We start from the raw sequence: 13,031 nt of genomic DNA on the forward strand, positions 1-13,031 counted from the left end.
TGGCGTTACTCGTCACGGCCTTCGAGCATGGTTCGTTTGAGCATCACATACACCGCACCGGTCCCGCCATGACGGGCCTGGCACGAGGTAAACCCCAGTACCTGCGGGTGTTGGCGCAGCCAGGTGTTGACGTGGCTCTTGATCATCGGCTTCTTGCCATCCAGGCGTACTGCCTTGCCATGCGTGACGCGCACGCAGCGTACTTCGAAGCGGGTGGCCTCGGCGAGGAATGCCCAGAGGGTTTCACGGGCTTTTTCCACGTTCATGCCGTGCAGGTCGAGGCTGCCTTCGAAACCGATCTGGCCGAGCTTGAGCTTGCGCATCTGGCTCTCCTGGACGCCGTCACGGCTCCAGTGCAGGTCATCTTCGGGGCCGACGTCGATTACAAACTGGTCCGACAAGCCATCGACCACGCTCTGGTCGCTGCGCACCGTCGCGGCCTGGCGCAGGCCGGCCAACTGCTTGCGGTCGGCCTTGGGTTTGCCGACCTCGGCGCGATCATGCTTGATCGGCTTGACGCCGCGCATCTCGCTTTTGAACAGGGAAAAATCGTTGTCTTGCATGTAAGCCTCCGCCTGGGCGGCGTAGTTTACGCGACTCCCCCGCAGGTTGCAGTCAGTCGTGCTTTTTCATCAGGTGCGGCGACAGGTTCAGTTCACGGCTGCGGCGCAGGCGCAAACGGCTACGGCGCCAGAACCAGATGCCCAGGTACAGCAGTACCAGGCCAGCAACGAGTATGACCGCAGCGCCCGTGCGACTGGCGTTGAGCTCGGCCAAAGCTTCGGGGTTGCCGAGCAGGCTGGCGGTGCCGGCCATGGCCAGCAGCACGCCCAGGGTCGCCAGCAACGCCGAGAAGGCTGCCGCCAGGCGTGCGCCCCAATTGCGTGGCTCACGCTGGCGCAAGCGCTTGGCATCGAAACCGTCGGACAACTTCATGCCGATTTCCTCTGTAGATATCTGGTTATTGACCGAGATACCGCAAGGTGGTTCCGCCAGCCTGTCGGATGACCGATCAGATCAGGCTGCTGGTCGGCGCCACGCACGCGAAGTTGTCGGCCATGATTGCCATTTCGCTTTGCTGGATCTGCGCAGCGGCAATCACACCGTCCTTGAATGGCAGGTCGCGGGTGGCGCAGGCATCCTCGATCAGGGTGCAACGGTAACCATAGTCCTTGGCCCGGCGCACGGTGGTGCTGACGCTGGAATGGCTCATGAAGCCGCAGACGATCAGGTCGAGGTGCCCGTACTTCTGCAGGGTTTCATGCAGGGTAGTGTTCTTGAAGGCATTGGGCATGCGCTTTTCGATGATCACTTCATCGCCTTGCGGTTCAAGGCCTGGAATGAACTCACCGCGTGGCCCCTGTGGATCGAACATGCCGCCGACGGTACCGAGATGGCGCACGTGGATGATCGGGCGACCGGCCTTGCGCGCCGCCTCGAGCATTGTAGCGATGTTCTGCACCGCCTCGTCGATGCCCGACAGTGCCAGAGGACCGCTGAGGTACTCTTTTTGCGCGTCGATAATGACCAGGCTGGCGTTGTTCAGCTTGGCGGGTGGATAGCCGCGGCCGCTGAGGTGGAACATCGTCGTTGGAACAGACATCAAGGGCTCCTTTGGATAGGGCTTTTTACCTATTGTCCCCTGCCTGAGCACTTATGTGAATCGCTTCGCGTACAAGTAGCGTGGTTAGTGGCCTGCAGCCATGTCGGCGAAACACTTACAGGCGGTTTTGACGAACCTTTTCTGTGATCGGGCTGTTAGAATTGCAGGTCGTCTTTCAAGGAGTCTGTTGTGATCACTTCTCGCCTGCGCACCCTGCGCGATCATATCCGTTGGGCTGTCAGCCGTTTCCATGAGCATGGCCTGTTTTTCGGACATGGTGCCGACAACGCCTGGGACGAAGCACGGTTGTTGGTACTGGGCTCGGTCCATCTGCCTTGGGAGGTTGCCGACAGCTATCTGGACTGCCGACTGGAAGACGAGGAGCTGGTGCACCTGCAGCGCCTGCTCAAGCGCCGTATCGAAGAGCGCGTGCCCACCGCCTACCTGTTGGGTGAGGCGTGGTTCTGCGGCCTGTCCTTCATCGTCGACGAGCGCGTGCTGGTTCCACGTTCGCCTATCGGCGAGCTGATCGAAAAACGTTTCGAGCCGTGGCTGGCCAGTGAGCCTGCGCGCGTTCTCGACTTGTGCACGGGGTCCGGTTGCATCGGTATCGTCAGTGCCGAAGTGTTTCCTGAAGCCGAAGTGGTACTGGCCGATTTGTCATTCGAAGCGCTGGAGGTAGCCAACCAGAACATCGAACGCCATGGCCTGGAAGAGCGTGTCTACACCGTCCAGGGCGATGGCTTCGACGGTTTGCCGGGGCAGCGTTTCGACCTGATCCTGTCCAATCCGCCTTATGTCGATGCCGAGGATTTCGCCGACATGCCGGATGAGTATCACCATGAACCGGAGCTGGGCCTGGCCTGTGGCAACGATGGCCTGGACCTGGTGCGGCGCATGCTGGCCGAGGCGGCGGATCACCTGACCGAGAAGGGCTTGTTGATCGTCGAAGTGGGCAACAGCCAGGTGCACGTCGAGGCGTTGTACCCGGAAGTGGATTTTGCCTGGCTCGAATTCGAGCGCGGCGGGCACGGGGTGTTCATGTTGACGGCCGAGCAGTGCCGGCAGCATCAGAAGTTGTTTGCTTCGCGGGTGTAAGAACGGAGTCAATCGCGGGCAAGCCCGCGATGCTTTTAGTGGGTTGCAATCCAGATAAGCAACCCGGCCTGGAACACTGCAAAGGCCACCAGGCAGGTGATGGTGAAACGCAGGCCGCTGTCCTCGCGACGGTACTTGCTGACCCGCTCGTCGCGCTCGCGCAGTTGCACCTCTTTTTCCTGCAGGCTCTGTTCGGCCTGCTGGAGCATCTGGGCGGCATCGAGGATTTCGATGCGCTGCAGCTTGTCAGTGCTCCAGCCACCCTTGAGTTCTCCGACCTGCACGTCGATGTAGCGCCCCTTGAGGTGCTGGGCATCAGCGTATTCGACTTCCAGGCCATGGCTGTGCAACACATGGTCACGGCGCAGTCGGGTGTCTTCGTTAAGGGCGTCCTTGTTGGCCAGGGCGGCGCCTTCGACCCGATAGTGCGACCATTTGCGCTGTGCCCAGTTCACCGCCTGGGCCAGTAAGAAACGCCCCAAACCACGGTTCAAGGGTTCGATCTGCAGGCCGCTGTCGGGACCGATACGCACGCGCTTTTGCTGATGGTCGACCCAGATATCCAGGTGATTCTGTTCCTTGCGCACTTTTTGCCCGGGCAACTGGATGACCATGCGCAACAGACTGGTGTCCTTGTTGTGGCGCTCGGCATAACCGTACTGGACGAAGCGCAGCGGCCGTGCACCGCTGTTGCGGTCAGTTGGCAGCGGCGCCAGGCGCAGCATCTGGAAGTGTTCCGGAGCGACCTCGGCCCAAGGCAGTGGGGCGGGTTCCGGCGCGGCCTCCGGGGTTTCGGGGGCGTCCTGGGGGGCGGCTTCAGTCATCACGGCGATCCTCTTGTGCGCAGCAGGCTGGACACAATCACGATGCCAGCATCGGCTTATCGGCAGAATCGTCCGGGACTGGAGGCGGAATTTCGGTGAAGTTCGTTCAGGCTGCGGGCAGCCTGTGGATAAAGTCGACGACGCGCGCTCCCAACTCGCTGGCTTGTGGTAACTGCGGGTTCAGGTAACTGTCGCGCTGCTGACTCGCCGCTTGCGGGGCAATCCTCAGCATGTGGTTCATGCCCTGAATCAGTGCCAGCTCGGCATCGGGCTTGGCTGCCTTGAGCCGTTCGGCATTGCTGACATCGACCTGGATATCGTGGGTGCCCTGGATGATCAATGCCGGGACTTTTAACCTGCCGAAAGCCGCCGCAGGATCTTGGCGGAACAGCGAAATCAGATAAGGCTGGACCGTCGGGCGCAATACATCCTGTAAGGGCTGAGGGATATTGGACGAGGTGCGTCCGGCCTTGAGGTTATCCAGTATCTGCATGACGCGCTCGCTGTAGCGGGCGGGGACGCGGCCGGCGAGCTGCGCGCGAAACACCTCGTCAATCGGCCGGCCGCTGCCTGCCACGCTGATCACGGCGCTGGCGCCGCTCGGCTCTGCAGCCAGGCTGGCGATCAGTGCGCCTTCACTGTGACCCAGCAGAATCAACTGGCCGAAACGTGGATCAGCCTTGAGCGTATGACTCCAGGCCACGGCATCGGCGACATAGCGTTCAACCGTAAGGTCGCGTTCGTCCGGGGTCGCCGGCCGGCTGGCGGCCACGCCGCGCTTGTCGTAACGCACGCTGGCGATGCGGTTCTTCGCCAGCATCAGGGCCAGTTGCCTGAGGTTGTCGGTGTGGGCGCCGTGCGGGCTGTTGCCGTTGCGGTCAGTGGGCCCTGAGCCGGGAATGATCAGCACCACCGGTGGCGGCTGCTCGGTGCGCGGCAGCAGCAGGCTGCCGTAGAGCGTACCGCTACCGGTATCGAGACTGATCGGGCGTTGCAAGACTGTGGGGGCAGCGGCCTGGACCAGGCCGCTGAACAGCAGGGTGATTACCGCGAAGATGCGCAACATCATGAGGCCACTATCGAGGATATGGCTGTTGGACCGGGCGTTGGGCATAAGGTTCGCTGTCAGGGATGAACTGAATGGTTAGCCTGCGTATACTGGCGGCCTTGTTCAAATCAGGCTGATTCGCGGAGCGTCCTGCATGTCCGGCAATACCTACGGCAAGCTGTTCACTGTCACCACCGCTGGCGAAAGCCATGGTCCGGCGTTGGTCGCCATTGTCGACGGCTGTCCGCCAGGCCTGGAAATTTCCCTGGCCGACCTGCAGCACGACCTCGACCGGCGCAAGCCCGGCACCAGCCGACACACTACCCAGCGTCAGGAAGCCGATGAGGTCGAAATCCTCTCCGGAGTCTTCGAAGGGCGCACCACGGGCTGCTCAATCGGCCTGCTGATTCGCAACACCGACCAGAAGTCCAAGGACTACTCGGCCATCAAGGACCTGTTCCGTCCGGCCCATGCCGACTACACCTACCACCACAAGTACGGTGAGCGCGACTACCGCGGCGGTGGCCGCAGTTCGGCGCGGGAAACCGCCATGCGCGTGGCCGCGGGTGCCATTGCCAAGAAGTACCTGGCCAGCCAGGGTATTCGTATTCGCGGCTATATGAGCCAGTTGGGGCCGATCGAGATTGCGTTCAAGACCTGGGACTCGGTGGAGCAGAACGCATTTTTCAGCCCCGACCCGGACAAGGTGCCGGAGCTGGAGGCCTACATGGACCAACTGCGCCGCGACCAGGATTCGGTCGGCGCGAAAATCACCGTGGTCGCTGAAGGTGTCATGCCGGGCCTGGGCGAGCCGATCTTCGACCGTCTGGATGCCGAGCTGGCCCATGCCTTGATGAGCATCAACGCCGTCAAGGGCGTGGAGATTGGCGCAGGTTTCGCCAGCGTCGCCCAACGTGGCACCGAGCACCGCGACGAGATGACCCCGGAAGGTTTTCTCAGCAACAACGCCGGTGGCATTCTCGGCGGGATTTCCTCCGGTCAGCCGATTGTCGCCCACCTGGCCTTGAAGCCGACTTCGAGCATCACCACTCCTGGTCGTTCGATCGATGTTCATGGCAATCCGGTTGAAGTGATCACCAAGGGCCGCCACGACCCGTGCGTTGGCATCCGCGCCACGCCAATCGCCGAAGCGATGATGGCCATCGTGCTGATGGATCACCTGCTGCGTCATCGCGCTCAGAATGCCGATGTGCGCGTGACCACGCCGGTGCTGGGCCAGTTGTAATGCCGTCATCCGGCAAGCGCGCTGCGGTTTGCTGAGCCGTGGCGCCGATTCCCTACTGGCGGCTGTCCAGCTTCTACCTGTTCTACTTCGCCTTGCTCGGTTCTACAGCGCCTTTCCTGGCGCTGTATTTCCATCATCTGGGTTTTTCCAGTGCGCGGATCGGCGAGCTGGTGGCCATCCCCATGCTGATGCGCTGTGTCGCGCCCAATCTGTGGGGCTGGCTTGGCGACCGCAGCGGTCGGCGCCTGCTGATCGTACGCTTGGGTGCGCTGGCGACCCTGGTGAGTTTCTCACTGATTTTCTTCGCCAAGAGCTATGCCTGGCTGGCGCTGGTCATGGCCTTGCACGCGTTCTTCTGGCATGCCGTGCTGCCGCAGTTCGAGGTCATCACCCTGGCGCACTTGCAAGGCCAGACCGCACGCTACAGCCAGATCCGTTTGTGGGGCTCGATCGGTTTCATCCTCACCGTGGTCGGCCTGGGGCGGCTATTCGATGCACTGAGCCTGGATGTCTACCCGCTGGCGCTGGTGATCATCATGGCTGGGATCGTCCTCGCCAGCCTCTGGGTGCCCAATGCCCAGCCGTCCGGGCAGAACGAGCAAACCTTCGGTGGCTTTCTCAGGCAACTGACCCGTCCCGGCGTGGCGGCGTTCTATGTCTGCGTGGCGCTGATGCAGCTCAGCCACGGGCCTTACTACACCTTTCTGACTTTGCACCTGGAGCATCTGGGTTACAGCCGCAGTGTCATCGGTATGCTCTGGGCCCTGGGGGTGGTCGCCGAAGTGTTGATGTTCCTGGGTATGAGCTGGATTCTGGCGCGGGTTTCACTGCGCCGGGTGCTGATGGCCAGTTTCGCCCTGGCGGCCCTGCGTTGGCTGCTGTTGGGCAATTTCGCCGAATATCTGGCGGTGTTGTTGTTCGCTCAGGTCCTGCATGCTGCAACCTTCGGCAGCTTCCATGCCGCGGCCATTGCCTTCGTGCAGCGTAGCTTCGGTGCCCGTCAGCAAGGTCAGGGCCAGGCCCTGTATGCTGCCCTGGCTGGAACCGGCGGCGCTTTGGGCGCCCTGTACTCCGGCTACAGCTGGAACCTGTTGGGTGCGGCTTCCACCTTTAGTATTGCCAGCGTCGCAGCCTTGGCTGCAGCCGTTATCATTGCGACCCGAATGAAAGATGCCGAGAAATAGGAATTGCCTCTGATGAGCAGCCTGACCGTTTACCACCAGTCCACCCCGGACATTCCCAACAAGGTCCTGACCCACCTTGAAGACATCGCCGCGACCCTGGCCGAGCAAGGCGTGCGCTTCGAGCGCTGGCAGGCCAGTACGCCGATCCAGCCAGGCGCCAGCGAGCAAGAGGTGATTGGGGCTTACCAGCAGAGCATCGACAAGTTGATGGCTGAGCAAGGGTGCATCCATGCCGATGTGATCCGCGAGGCGGATGCCGGTTTGCTCGACGAACATACCTGTGCAGAAGATCAGCTGCGCTTTTTCGCCGCCGGGCGTGGGCTGTTCAGCCTGCACATCGAGGATTACATCTATACCGTGTTGTGCGAGAAGGGTGACTTGATTGGCGTGCCAGCGGGTACTCGGCATTGGGTCGATATGGGAGCGGATCCGCGCTTCGTTGCCATTCGGGTGTTCAACAGGCCTGAAGGCCGAACTGCGAACTTCACCGGCGACAAGATTGCCGAGGCCTTCCCGCGGCTCGACGACTGACCGATCGCGGGAGTAGGAACCGAGACATCCTTTACAAAGTAAACCGCTGTGCACAGTGCATTTTGCAAGGTCCCCCAGGCCAATAGAATTGTCCTGTTGTCACCATGCATTATCCATAATGGACTGAAATGCGTCCCTGACAAATACTTGGGCTTTTCCGCCAGCCAGGAGATTCCCCATGTCCAACCAACGCAGCCCTATGTCCATGAATGACGATGAAGCTGCAGCGTTCGCCGAGGAAGTCTTCGACCGGTCGCGCCAGGGCGATGCCGACATGCTTGTGCGCCTGCTGGAGAAGGGCTTGCCTGCCAACCTGCGTAACCATAAGGGCGACACCTTGTTGATGCTCGCCAGTTACCATGGTCATGTCGACGCAGTGAAGGTCCTGCTGCAACACGGCGCCGACCCACAGATTGCCAACGACAACGGCCAGCTGCCGATGGCCGGCGCTGCGTTCAAGGGGGATCTGGCGATGGTCCAATTGCTGGTGGAGCAGGGCGTAGCGATCGATTCGGCCTCGGCCGACGGCCGTACTGCGCTGATGATGGCGGCAATGTTCAACCGTACTGCCATTGTCGAGTACCTGCTGAGCAAAGGCGCTGATGTGCAGCGTCTGGATGCCAAGGGTATTACTGCGCTGGGTGCGGCCCAAGCCATGGGCGCCACCGATACCAGCGCACAACTGCAAGCGCTGGCCGGCTAACCCTCAGGGGCCTTTTGCGGCTATCCTTGGCGACTTTTTTCAGCGTCGCAGGGCCCCTTCATGAAATCCCAACTGGTCGAACTCATCGGCAAAATCAGCGCTGGCTGCATGCGCGAAGACGATATCGAGCGCATCGCCGACGAAGCCGCCCAGGCCTATGCCGACCCGCAAGCCTTCCTCACTGCCAATCCTGATATCAACTACGACGACAGCTTCCCGATCCCGTTGGGTGAGTGGATCGTCGTTGGCAGCTTGCCAGACACTGTGCTGTTCCAGGCCGATAGCTACCAGAACCTGTTCGCCCAGATCGTCGACTCCTTCGACAAGAGTGTGGCCTTCAACCTCAAGCCCAAGCAATTGGCCAAGGTCGAGCCCTTGACCGCACTCAACCGCATCCAGGTGCAAATGGGGGCAATGAACAAGGAGGCCGGAGGCTATGTGCTGATGAACTTCAGCCAGTTGCTCGATGACGAGCTGCAGATGGTCATGGTCGGCAGTAACGACCTGGAGCGGGTGCTGGAACTGTGCGCTGAAGTCGGTATCGCCGCAGCGCCTGCCCTGGAAGCGCTACGGGTGGCGGTTCACGTTTAACCGAGGGCGGTGTCGAGGAACATCATCAGTGCAAAACCGCCCATCAGGCCCAGGGTAGCCGAGGTCTGGTGACCGTTGCGGTGGGTTTCAGGAATCACCTCGTGGGAGACCACGAAGATCATCGCACCGGCCGCCAGGCCCATGCTCACCGGGTAGGCAATGGCAAAGCCGGTAGAAATACCCAGGCCGATGACCGCACCGACCGGCTCCATCATGCCGGAGCCGATCGCCACCAACGCCGCTTTCAAGGTTGAAAGCCCCGTGGCGCGCAAGGCCAGGGCTACGGCCAGGCCTTCGGGAATGTCCTGAATGGCGATGGCGCTGGTTAGTGGCAGGCCGACATTCAGGTCGCCATTGGCAAAGCTGACACCGATGGCCATGCCTTCGGGCAGGTTGTGCAGGGTGATTGCCAGCACGAACAGCCACACCCGGTTGATCCGTTCGGCCTGCGGCCCGCAGGGACCGGTGCTTTCGTGTTCGTGCGGGGTGAAGCGGTCCAGGCCAAGCATCAGCAAGACTCCAAGGCCCATGCCGATCACCACAGTCAGTGCTGCATAGGGGGCGTTTGCGGTAATCTCGCGGGCTGCATCCAGACCCGGCAGAATCAGTGAGAACGAGCTGGCGGCGAGCATCATCCCGGCGGCAAAGCCGAGCATCACGTCCTGGCTGCGAGCGCTGACTTCACGCAGTACTACCGCCATGATTGCCCCCAGGGCGGTGGCAGTAAATCCGGCCAGGCCGCCGAGCATCGCCATCTGCAGGATTTCCTGCTGATCGCCGTGCACGGCGTTCCAGGTGCGGGCCATCAACAGGCCAAGCACCACCAGCAGACTCAGGCCCAGCCCGGCGCTCAGCCAAGGGGTGGATTGCGCCTGTTGCAGCCAGGCGTTCCAGAGTGACGCCGGAGCAGGGTTGCTGGAGCTGTGGGCGGGTGACATAAGAACCTCACTGAAACAAATCGATGAGACGAGTGTAATCAGTGCTGCTGCGCTGCAGCCAACCGTTAGCGTCTATGGGCCTCATAGCCAGCTATCCTTTGGGCAGAGATTTGATCAAGGAAGCGATAGCATGGGTTCTACGTTCAATGGCCTGGTGGGCCTGATCATCCTCGCCTTGGATATCTGGGCGATCATCAATGTGGTGAAAAGCGGGGCTGAGTTAGCTATCAAGATCCTCTGGATCCTGTTGATTCTGCTGCTACCAGTGCTCGGGCTGATTATCTGGGCGATTGCCGGGCCGCGGGGAAATGTGCGGTTGTAGGCTTGTCCCGCGATGAGTCAGATCAACCATGCCCCCTCAAGCTCCAGCAACAGCTGCTTGCGCTCCACGCCTCCGGCATAGCCGGTCAGGGTGCCGTTGCTGCCGATCACCCGGTGGCAGGGCACGATGATCGCGATCGGGTTGGCACCGTTGGCGGTGCCGACTGCGCGAACGGCGCGGGGGCGACCGATTTGCCCGGCCAGGTCGCTGTAGCTGCAGGTCGTGCCGTAGGGAATACGTTGCAAGGCTTGCCAGACTTCTCGTTGAAAAGGCGTGCCCAGCGGCGCGAGCCTGACCTTGAACACCTCGCGTTTGCCAGCGAAGTACTCATCCAACTGGCGGGCCACCTCATCCAGTTGACTATATGCAGGCTGCCACTCACCCGGCAGTTCCCAAGGCTGCGCGGCATCCATATGCAGCAGGTGCAGGCCCTGTTCGTCGCCGGCCAGCAACAGCGGGCCAAGCGGACTGGGCTGATAGCGGTAATACATGGGATAGCGCCCGGGCGATGAACAAGGGACCACGATACCGCAAGTCGTTGTTCGGCGTGTATCAACAAAATTTTCACATTCGATTATGGAAAATCCGCGCGCGTAATTATCCGTTCGCCGAATCGCCGTGCATTGCCCTCGGGTTTAGTGCACATTTGCCGCTTGGTTTTTTCGCCTTCTTGAATCTGAATCCTAGGGATCTTCCAATCCATGGCTAATACGGACGCCTTGAGTGATCAGCGGGCTGCGTCTCGCCCGCTGCAACCGACGCTAAAATCGCACCTGGCCTACACCCTGCTGTGCGGCCTGGTGATCATGCTGATGCTCAGCCTGGTCCGCCTGGCGCTGCTGATCTACAACAACGACATGATCGGCGATACGCCGATGTCGACCGTGGCCGAGGGTTTCCTCAATGGCCTGCGCTTTGATCTGCGTGTCGTTGTCTACCTGAGCATTCCGCTGCTGCTGGCCACCCTCAGCGCCCGTGCCATGGCTGCCCGCGGCCTGTTCCGGGTGTGGCTGACCCTGGCCTCGAGCATCGTCATGTTCCTCGGCCTGATGGAGATGGACTTCTACCGCGAGTTCCACCAGCGCCTCAACGGCCTGGTGTTCCAGTACGTCAAGGAAGATCCCCAGACCGTGCTGAGCATGCTCTGGTACGGTTTTCCGGTGGTGCGCTATCTGCTGGCATGGATTTTCGGTACCTGGTTGCTGAGCCTGTTGTTCAAGGGTATCGACCGCCTGACCCGCCCACGTGCCGACTACCAGAACCAAACGGGCGGCAGCCGCGCGGTTGCCCCGTGGTATGTGCGCGGTGTGGTGTTCTTCATGGTCCTGCTGGTGGCTGTCGCCGCCGCCCGCGGCACCCTGCGCCAGGGCCCACCGATGCGCTGGGGCGATGCCTTCACCACCGACTCGAACTTCGTCAACCAGCTGGGTCTCAATGGCACCCTGACCCTGATCGATGCAGCCAAGAGCCGTTTCGGTGAAGACCGCGCCAATGTCTGGAAGTCGACCATCGAGCAGGAGCTGGCCACGCAGACCGTGCGTGACCTGCTGCTGACCGACAACGAGAAGCTGGTCGATGCCGATAGCGCTGCGGTGCGTCGTGACTTCACCCCACCAGCCAACAACACCCTGCCAATCAAGAACGTCGTAGTGATCCTGATGGAGAGCTTCGCGGGTCATTCGGTGGGTGCTTTGGGCAGCCCGAACAACATCACCCCGTACTTCGACAAGTTGGCCAAAGAAGGTCTGCTGTTCGACCGCTTCTTCTCCAATGGCACCCATACCCACCAGGGCATGTTCGCCACCATGGCCTGCTACCCGAACCTGCCAGGCTTCGAATACCTGATGCAGACCCCGGAAGGTGGCCACAAGCTGTCCGGCCTGCCGGCGCTGCTCAGCGCCCGTGACTATGACGATGTCTACGTCTACAACGGCGACTTTGCCTGGGACAACCAATCCGGTTTCTTCGGCAACCAGGGCATGACCACCTTTATTGGCCGCAATGACTTCGTCAATCCGGTGTTCTCCGACCCTACCTGGGGTGTATCCGACCAGGATATGTTCGACCGTGGTGCTGAAGAGCTGGCCAAGAACTACGGCAAGAAGCCGTTCTATGCGCTGCTGCAGACCTTGTCCAACCATACGCCTTACGCCTTGCCTGCCGAATTGCCGGTGGAGCCTGTAACCGGCCAGGGCCGTCTCGATCAGCACCTGACTGCGATGCGCTACTCCGACTGGGCGCTGGGCCAGTTCTTCGAGAAGGCGCGCAAGGAGCCGTACTTCAAGGAAACCCTGTTCGTCATCGTCGGTGACCACGGTTTTGGTAACCACCAGCAAGTAACCGAGCTGGACCTGGGCCGTTTCAACGTACCGTTGTTGCTGATCGCTCCGGGTATTCAGGAGAAGTTCGGTGCGGTGAACCACACTGTGGGCACCCAGATCGACATCGTTCCGACCATCATGGGCCGCCTGGGCGGCGAAACCCGCCATCAGTGCTGGGGTCGTGACCTGCTCAACCTGCCGGCTGGCGATCCGGGCTTCGGCATGATCAAGCCGTCGGGCAGCGAGCAGATTGTCGGCCTGGTCAAGGGCGATCGCATCCTGATCGAGTCCAAGGACATGTCGCCGCGGATGTATCGCTACGAGCTGGGCGCCAACTTCAAGGCCGAGCTGATCGAAAGCCCGGACCAGAAGGACCTGACCCACAAGCTTGAGTCGTTCATCCAGACCGCGACCAAGAGTCTGCTGGATAACACCGCTGGCGTTGTCCATAGTGTGCCGGAGTAACGCCTCCACTGCGTTGCGTTGAACAGAAAGAGGCCTGCCAGACTGTGTGAAAACCTAGCAATCTGCCCGGCCCTTTAAGAGAATGCTCCGTATCGAAGGATACGGAGCATTTTTCGTTATGGCCTACATACAAGGAGAGTCCCGCAGCCAGACCAGC

The 13,031-nt window shown here is 61.1% G+C and carries 15 protein-coding genes; 8 read left to right on the forward strand and 7 right to left on the reverse strand.

From position 1 onward, the window contains the following. Positions 1-5: 5 nt before the first annotated feature. The 3 genes from ACRESH_RS07220 to ACRESH_RS07230 form a co-directional block, all read right to left on the reverse strand. Positions 6-563, reverse strand: a complete 558-nt coding sequence (locus ACRESH_RS07220; protein ID WP_431741319.1) for a Smr/MutS family protein — start codon at positions 561-563, stop codon at positions 6-8. Between the two features lie 52 nt (positions 564-615). Next, on the reverse strand, positions 616-936 hold the full coding sequence (locus ACRESH_RS07225) for a hypothetical protein (protein WP_431741320.1): 321 nt from the start codon (positions 934-936) through the stop codon (positions 616-618). A 76-nt stretch (positions 937-1,012) separates the two neighbouring features. Continuing rightward, positions 1,013-1,603: a cysteine hydrolase family protein gene (locus tag ACRESH_RS07230; protein ID WP_431741321.1), complete on the reverse strand. Its 591-nt coding sequence runs from the start codon at positions 1,601-1,603 to the stop codon at positions 1,013-1,015. A 189-nt stretch (positions 1,604-1,792) separates the two neighbouring features. Here ACRESH_RS07230 and prmB point away from each other — a divergent pair, with 189 nt between their 5' ends. Beyond that, entirely contained in the window at positions 1,793-2,701 is a 909-nt protein-coding gene (gene prmB / locus ACRESH_RS07235) for a 50S ribosomal protein L3 N(5)-glutamine methyltransferase (RefSeq protein ID WP_431741322.1), read from the forward strand. A gap of 35 nt (positions 2,702-2,736) precedes the next feature. On the opposite strand, the gene ACRESH_RS07240 is transcribed toward prmB, so the two are convergent. Both ACRESH_RS07240 and ACRESH_RS07245 read right to left on the reverse strand, forming a co-directional pair. Beyond that, positions 2,737-3,525 carry a hypothetical protein gene (locus ACRESH_RS07240; RefSeq protein ID WP_431741323.1) on the reverse strand — a complete coding sequence of 263 codons (789 nt, stop codon included), beginning with the start codon at positions 3,523-3,525 and terminating at the stop codon, positions 2,737-2,739. A 106-nt stretch (positions 3,526-3,631) separates the two neighbouring features. Next, positions 3,632-4,594 carry an alpha/beta hydrolase gene (locus tag ACRESH_RS07245; protein ID WP_431741341.1) on the reverse strand — a complete coding sequence of 321 codons (963 nt, stop codon included), beginning with the start codon at positions 4,592-4,594 and terminating at the stop codon, positions 3,632-3,634. Positions 4,595-4,727: 133 nt separating this feature from the next. Between ACRESH_RS07245 and aroC the strand changes: the two genes are divergently transcribed. The 5 genes from aroC (at position 4,728) to ACRESH_RS07270 (ending at position 8,828) form a co-directional block, all read left to right on the forward strand. Continuing rightward, positions 4,728-5,819 carry a chorismate synthase gene (gene aroC / locus ACRESH_RS07250; RefSeq protein WP_431741324.1) on the forward strand — a complete coding sequence of 364 codons (1,092 nt, stop codon included), beginning with the start codon at positions 4,728-4,730 and terminating at the stop codon, positions 5,817-5,819. Positions 5,820-5,857: 38 nt separating this feature from the next. Continuing rightward, positions 5,858-7,003, forward strand: a complete 1,146-nt coding sequence (locus ACRESH_RS07255; RefSeq protein WP_431741325.1) for an MFS transporter — start codon at positions 5,858-5,860, stop codon at positions 7,001-7,003. Between the two features lie 12 nt (positions 7,004-7,015). Next, on the forward strand, positions 7,016-7,534 hold the full coding sequence (locus tag ACRESH_RS07260; RefSeq protein WP_431741326.1) for a 1,2-dihydroxy-3-keto-5-methylthiopentene dioxygenase: 519 nt from the start codon (positions 7,016-7,018) through the stop codon (positions 7,532-7,534). 178 nt (positions 7,535-7,712) lie between these two features. After that, positions 7,713-8,237 (forward strand): ankyrin repeat domain-containing protein, encoded by a 525-nt coding sequence (locus ACRESH_RS07265; protein WP_431741327.1) that lies wholly within the window; start codon positions 7,713-7,715, stop codon positions 8,235-8,237. Between the two features lie 60 nt (positions 8,238-8,297). Then, positions 8,298-8,828: a hypothetical protein gene (locus ACRESH_RS07270; protein ID WP_431741328.1), complete on the forward strand. Its 531-nt coding sequence runs from the start codon at positions 8,298-8,300 to the stop codon at positions 8,826-8,828. On the opposite strand, the gene ACRESH_RS07275 is transcribed toward ACRESH_RS07270, so the two are convergent. Next, positions 8,825-9,766, reverse strand: coding sequence for a ZIP family metal transporter (locus ACRESH_RS07275; protein WP_431741329.1), 942 nt, complete (start codon positions 9,764-9,766; stop codon positions 8,825-8,827). The two genes, ACRESH_RS07270 and ACRESH_RS07275, sit on opposite strands and share 4 nt — an antisense overlap. A 130-nt stretch (positions 9,767-9,896) precedes the next feature. Here ACRESH_RS07275 and ACRESH_RS07280 point away from each other — a divergent pair, with 130 nt between their 5' ends. Beyond that, a complete protein-coding gene (locus tag ACRESH_RS07280) occupies positions 9,897-10,088 on the forward strand; it encodes a PLDc N-terminal domain-containing protein (RefSeq protein ID WP_431741330.1) in 192 nt (63 codons plus the stop codon). 17 nt (positions 10,089-10,105) lie between these two features. On the opposite strand, the gene ACRESH_RS07285 is transcribed toward ACRESH_RS07280, so the two are convergent. Beyond that, positions 10,106-10,579, reverse strand: a complete 474-nt coding sequence (locus ACRESH_RS07285; protein ID WP_431741331.1) for a methylated-DNA--[protein]-cysteine S-methyltransferase — start codon at positions 10,577-10,579, stop codon at positions 10,106-10,108. A 210-nt stretch (positions 10,580-10,789) separates the two neighbouring features. Between ACRESH_RS07285 and ACRESH_RS07290 the strand changes: the two genes are divergently transcribed. Continuing rightward, on the forward strand, positions 10,790-12,874 hold the full coding sequence (locus ACRESH_RS07290; protein ID WP_431741332.1) for an LTA synthase family protein: 2,085 nt from the start codon (positions 10,790-10,792) through the stop codon (positions 12,872-12,874). The last annotated feature ends 157 nt before the right edge of the window (positions 12,875-13,031 follow it).

The sequence above is a fragment of the Pseudomonas sp. genome (assembly GCF_050739775.1).
Taxonomy (GTDB): Bacteria; Pseudomonadota; Gammaproteobacteria; order Pseudomonadales; family Pseudomonadaceae; genus Aquipseudomonas.

What these genes read in the sequence shown, in the direction of transcription:
- ACRESH_RS07220 (WP_431741319.1), bottom strand. Translation starts at nt 563, where the DNA reads ATGCAAGACAACGATTTTTCCCTGTTCAAAAGCGAGATGCGCGGCGTC.
- ACRESH_RS07225 (WP_431741320.1), bottom strand. Translation starts at nt 936, where the DNA reads ATGAAGTTGTCCGACGGTTTCGATGCCAAGCGCTTGCGCCAGCGTGAG.
- ACRESH_RS07230 (WP_431741321.1), bottom strand. Translation starts at nt 1,603, where the DNA reads ATGTCTGTTCCAACGACGATGTTCCACCTCAGCGGCCGCGGCTATCCA.
- ACRESH_RS07240 (WP_431741323.1), bottom strand. Translation starts at nt 3,525, where the DNA reads ATGACTGAAGCCGCCCCCCAGGACGCCCCCGAAACCCCGGAGGCCGCG.
- ACRESH_RS07245 (WP_431741341.1), bottom strand. Translation starts at nt 4,594, where the DNA reads ATGATGTTGCGCATCTTCGCGGTAATCACCCTGCTGTTCAGCGGCCTG.
- aroC (WP_431741324.1), top strand. Translation starts at nt 4,728, where the DNA reads ATGTCCGGCAATACCTACGGCAAGCTGTTCACTGTCACCACCGCTGGC.
- ACRESH_RS07260 (WP_431741326.1), top strand. Translation starts at nt 7,016, where the DNA reads ATGAGCAGCCTGACCGTTTACCACCAGTCCACCCCGGACATTCCCAAC.
- ACRESH_RS07265 (WP_431741327.1), top strand. Translation starts at nt 7,713, where the DNA reads ATGTCCAACCAACGCAGCCCTATGTCCATGAATGACGATGAAGCTGCA.
- ACRESH_RS07270 (WP_431741328.1), top strand. Translation starts at nt 8,298, where the DNA reads ATGAAATCCCAACTGGTCGAACTCATCGGCAAAATCAGCGCTGGCTGC.
- ACRESH_RS07275 (WP_431741329.1), bottom strand. Translation starts at nt 9,766, where the DNA reads ATGTCACCCGCCCACAGCTCCAGCAACCCTGCTCCGGCGTCACTCTGG.
- ACRESH_RS07280 (WP_431741330.1), top strand. Translation starts at nt 9,897, where the DNA reads ATGGGTTCTACGTTCAATGGCCTGGTGGGCCTGATCATCCTCGCCTTG.
- ACRESH_RS07285 (WP_431741331.1), bottom strand. Translation starts at nt 10,579, where the DNA reads ATGTATTACCGCTATCAGCCCAGTCCGCTTGGCCCGCTGTTGCTGGCC.
- ACRESH_RS07290 (WP_431741332.1), top strand. Translation starts at nt 10,790, where the DNA reads ATGGCTAATACGGACGCCTTGAGTGATCAGCGGGCTGCGTCTCGCCCG.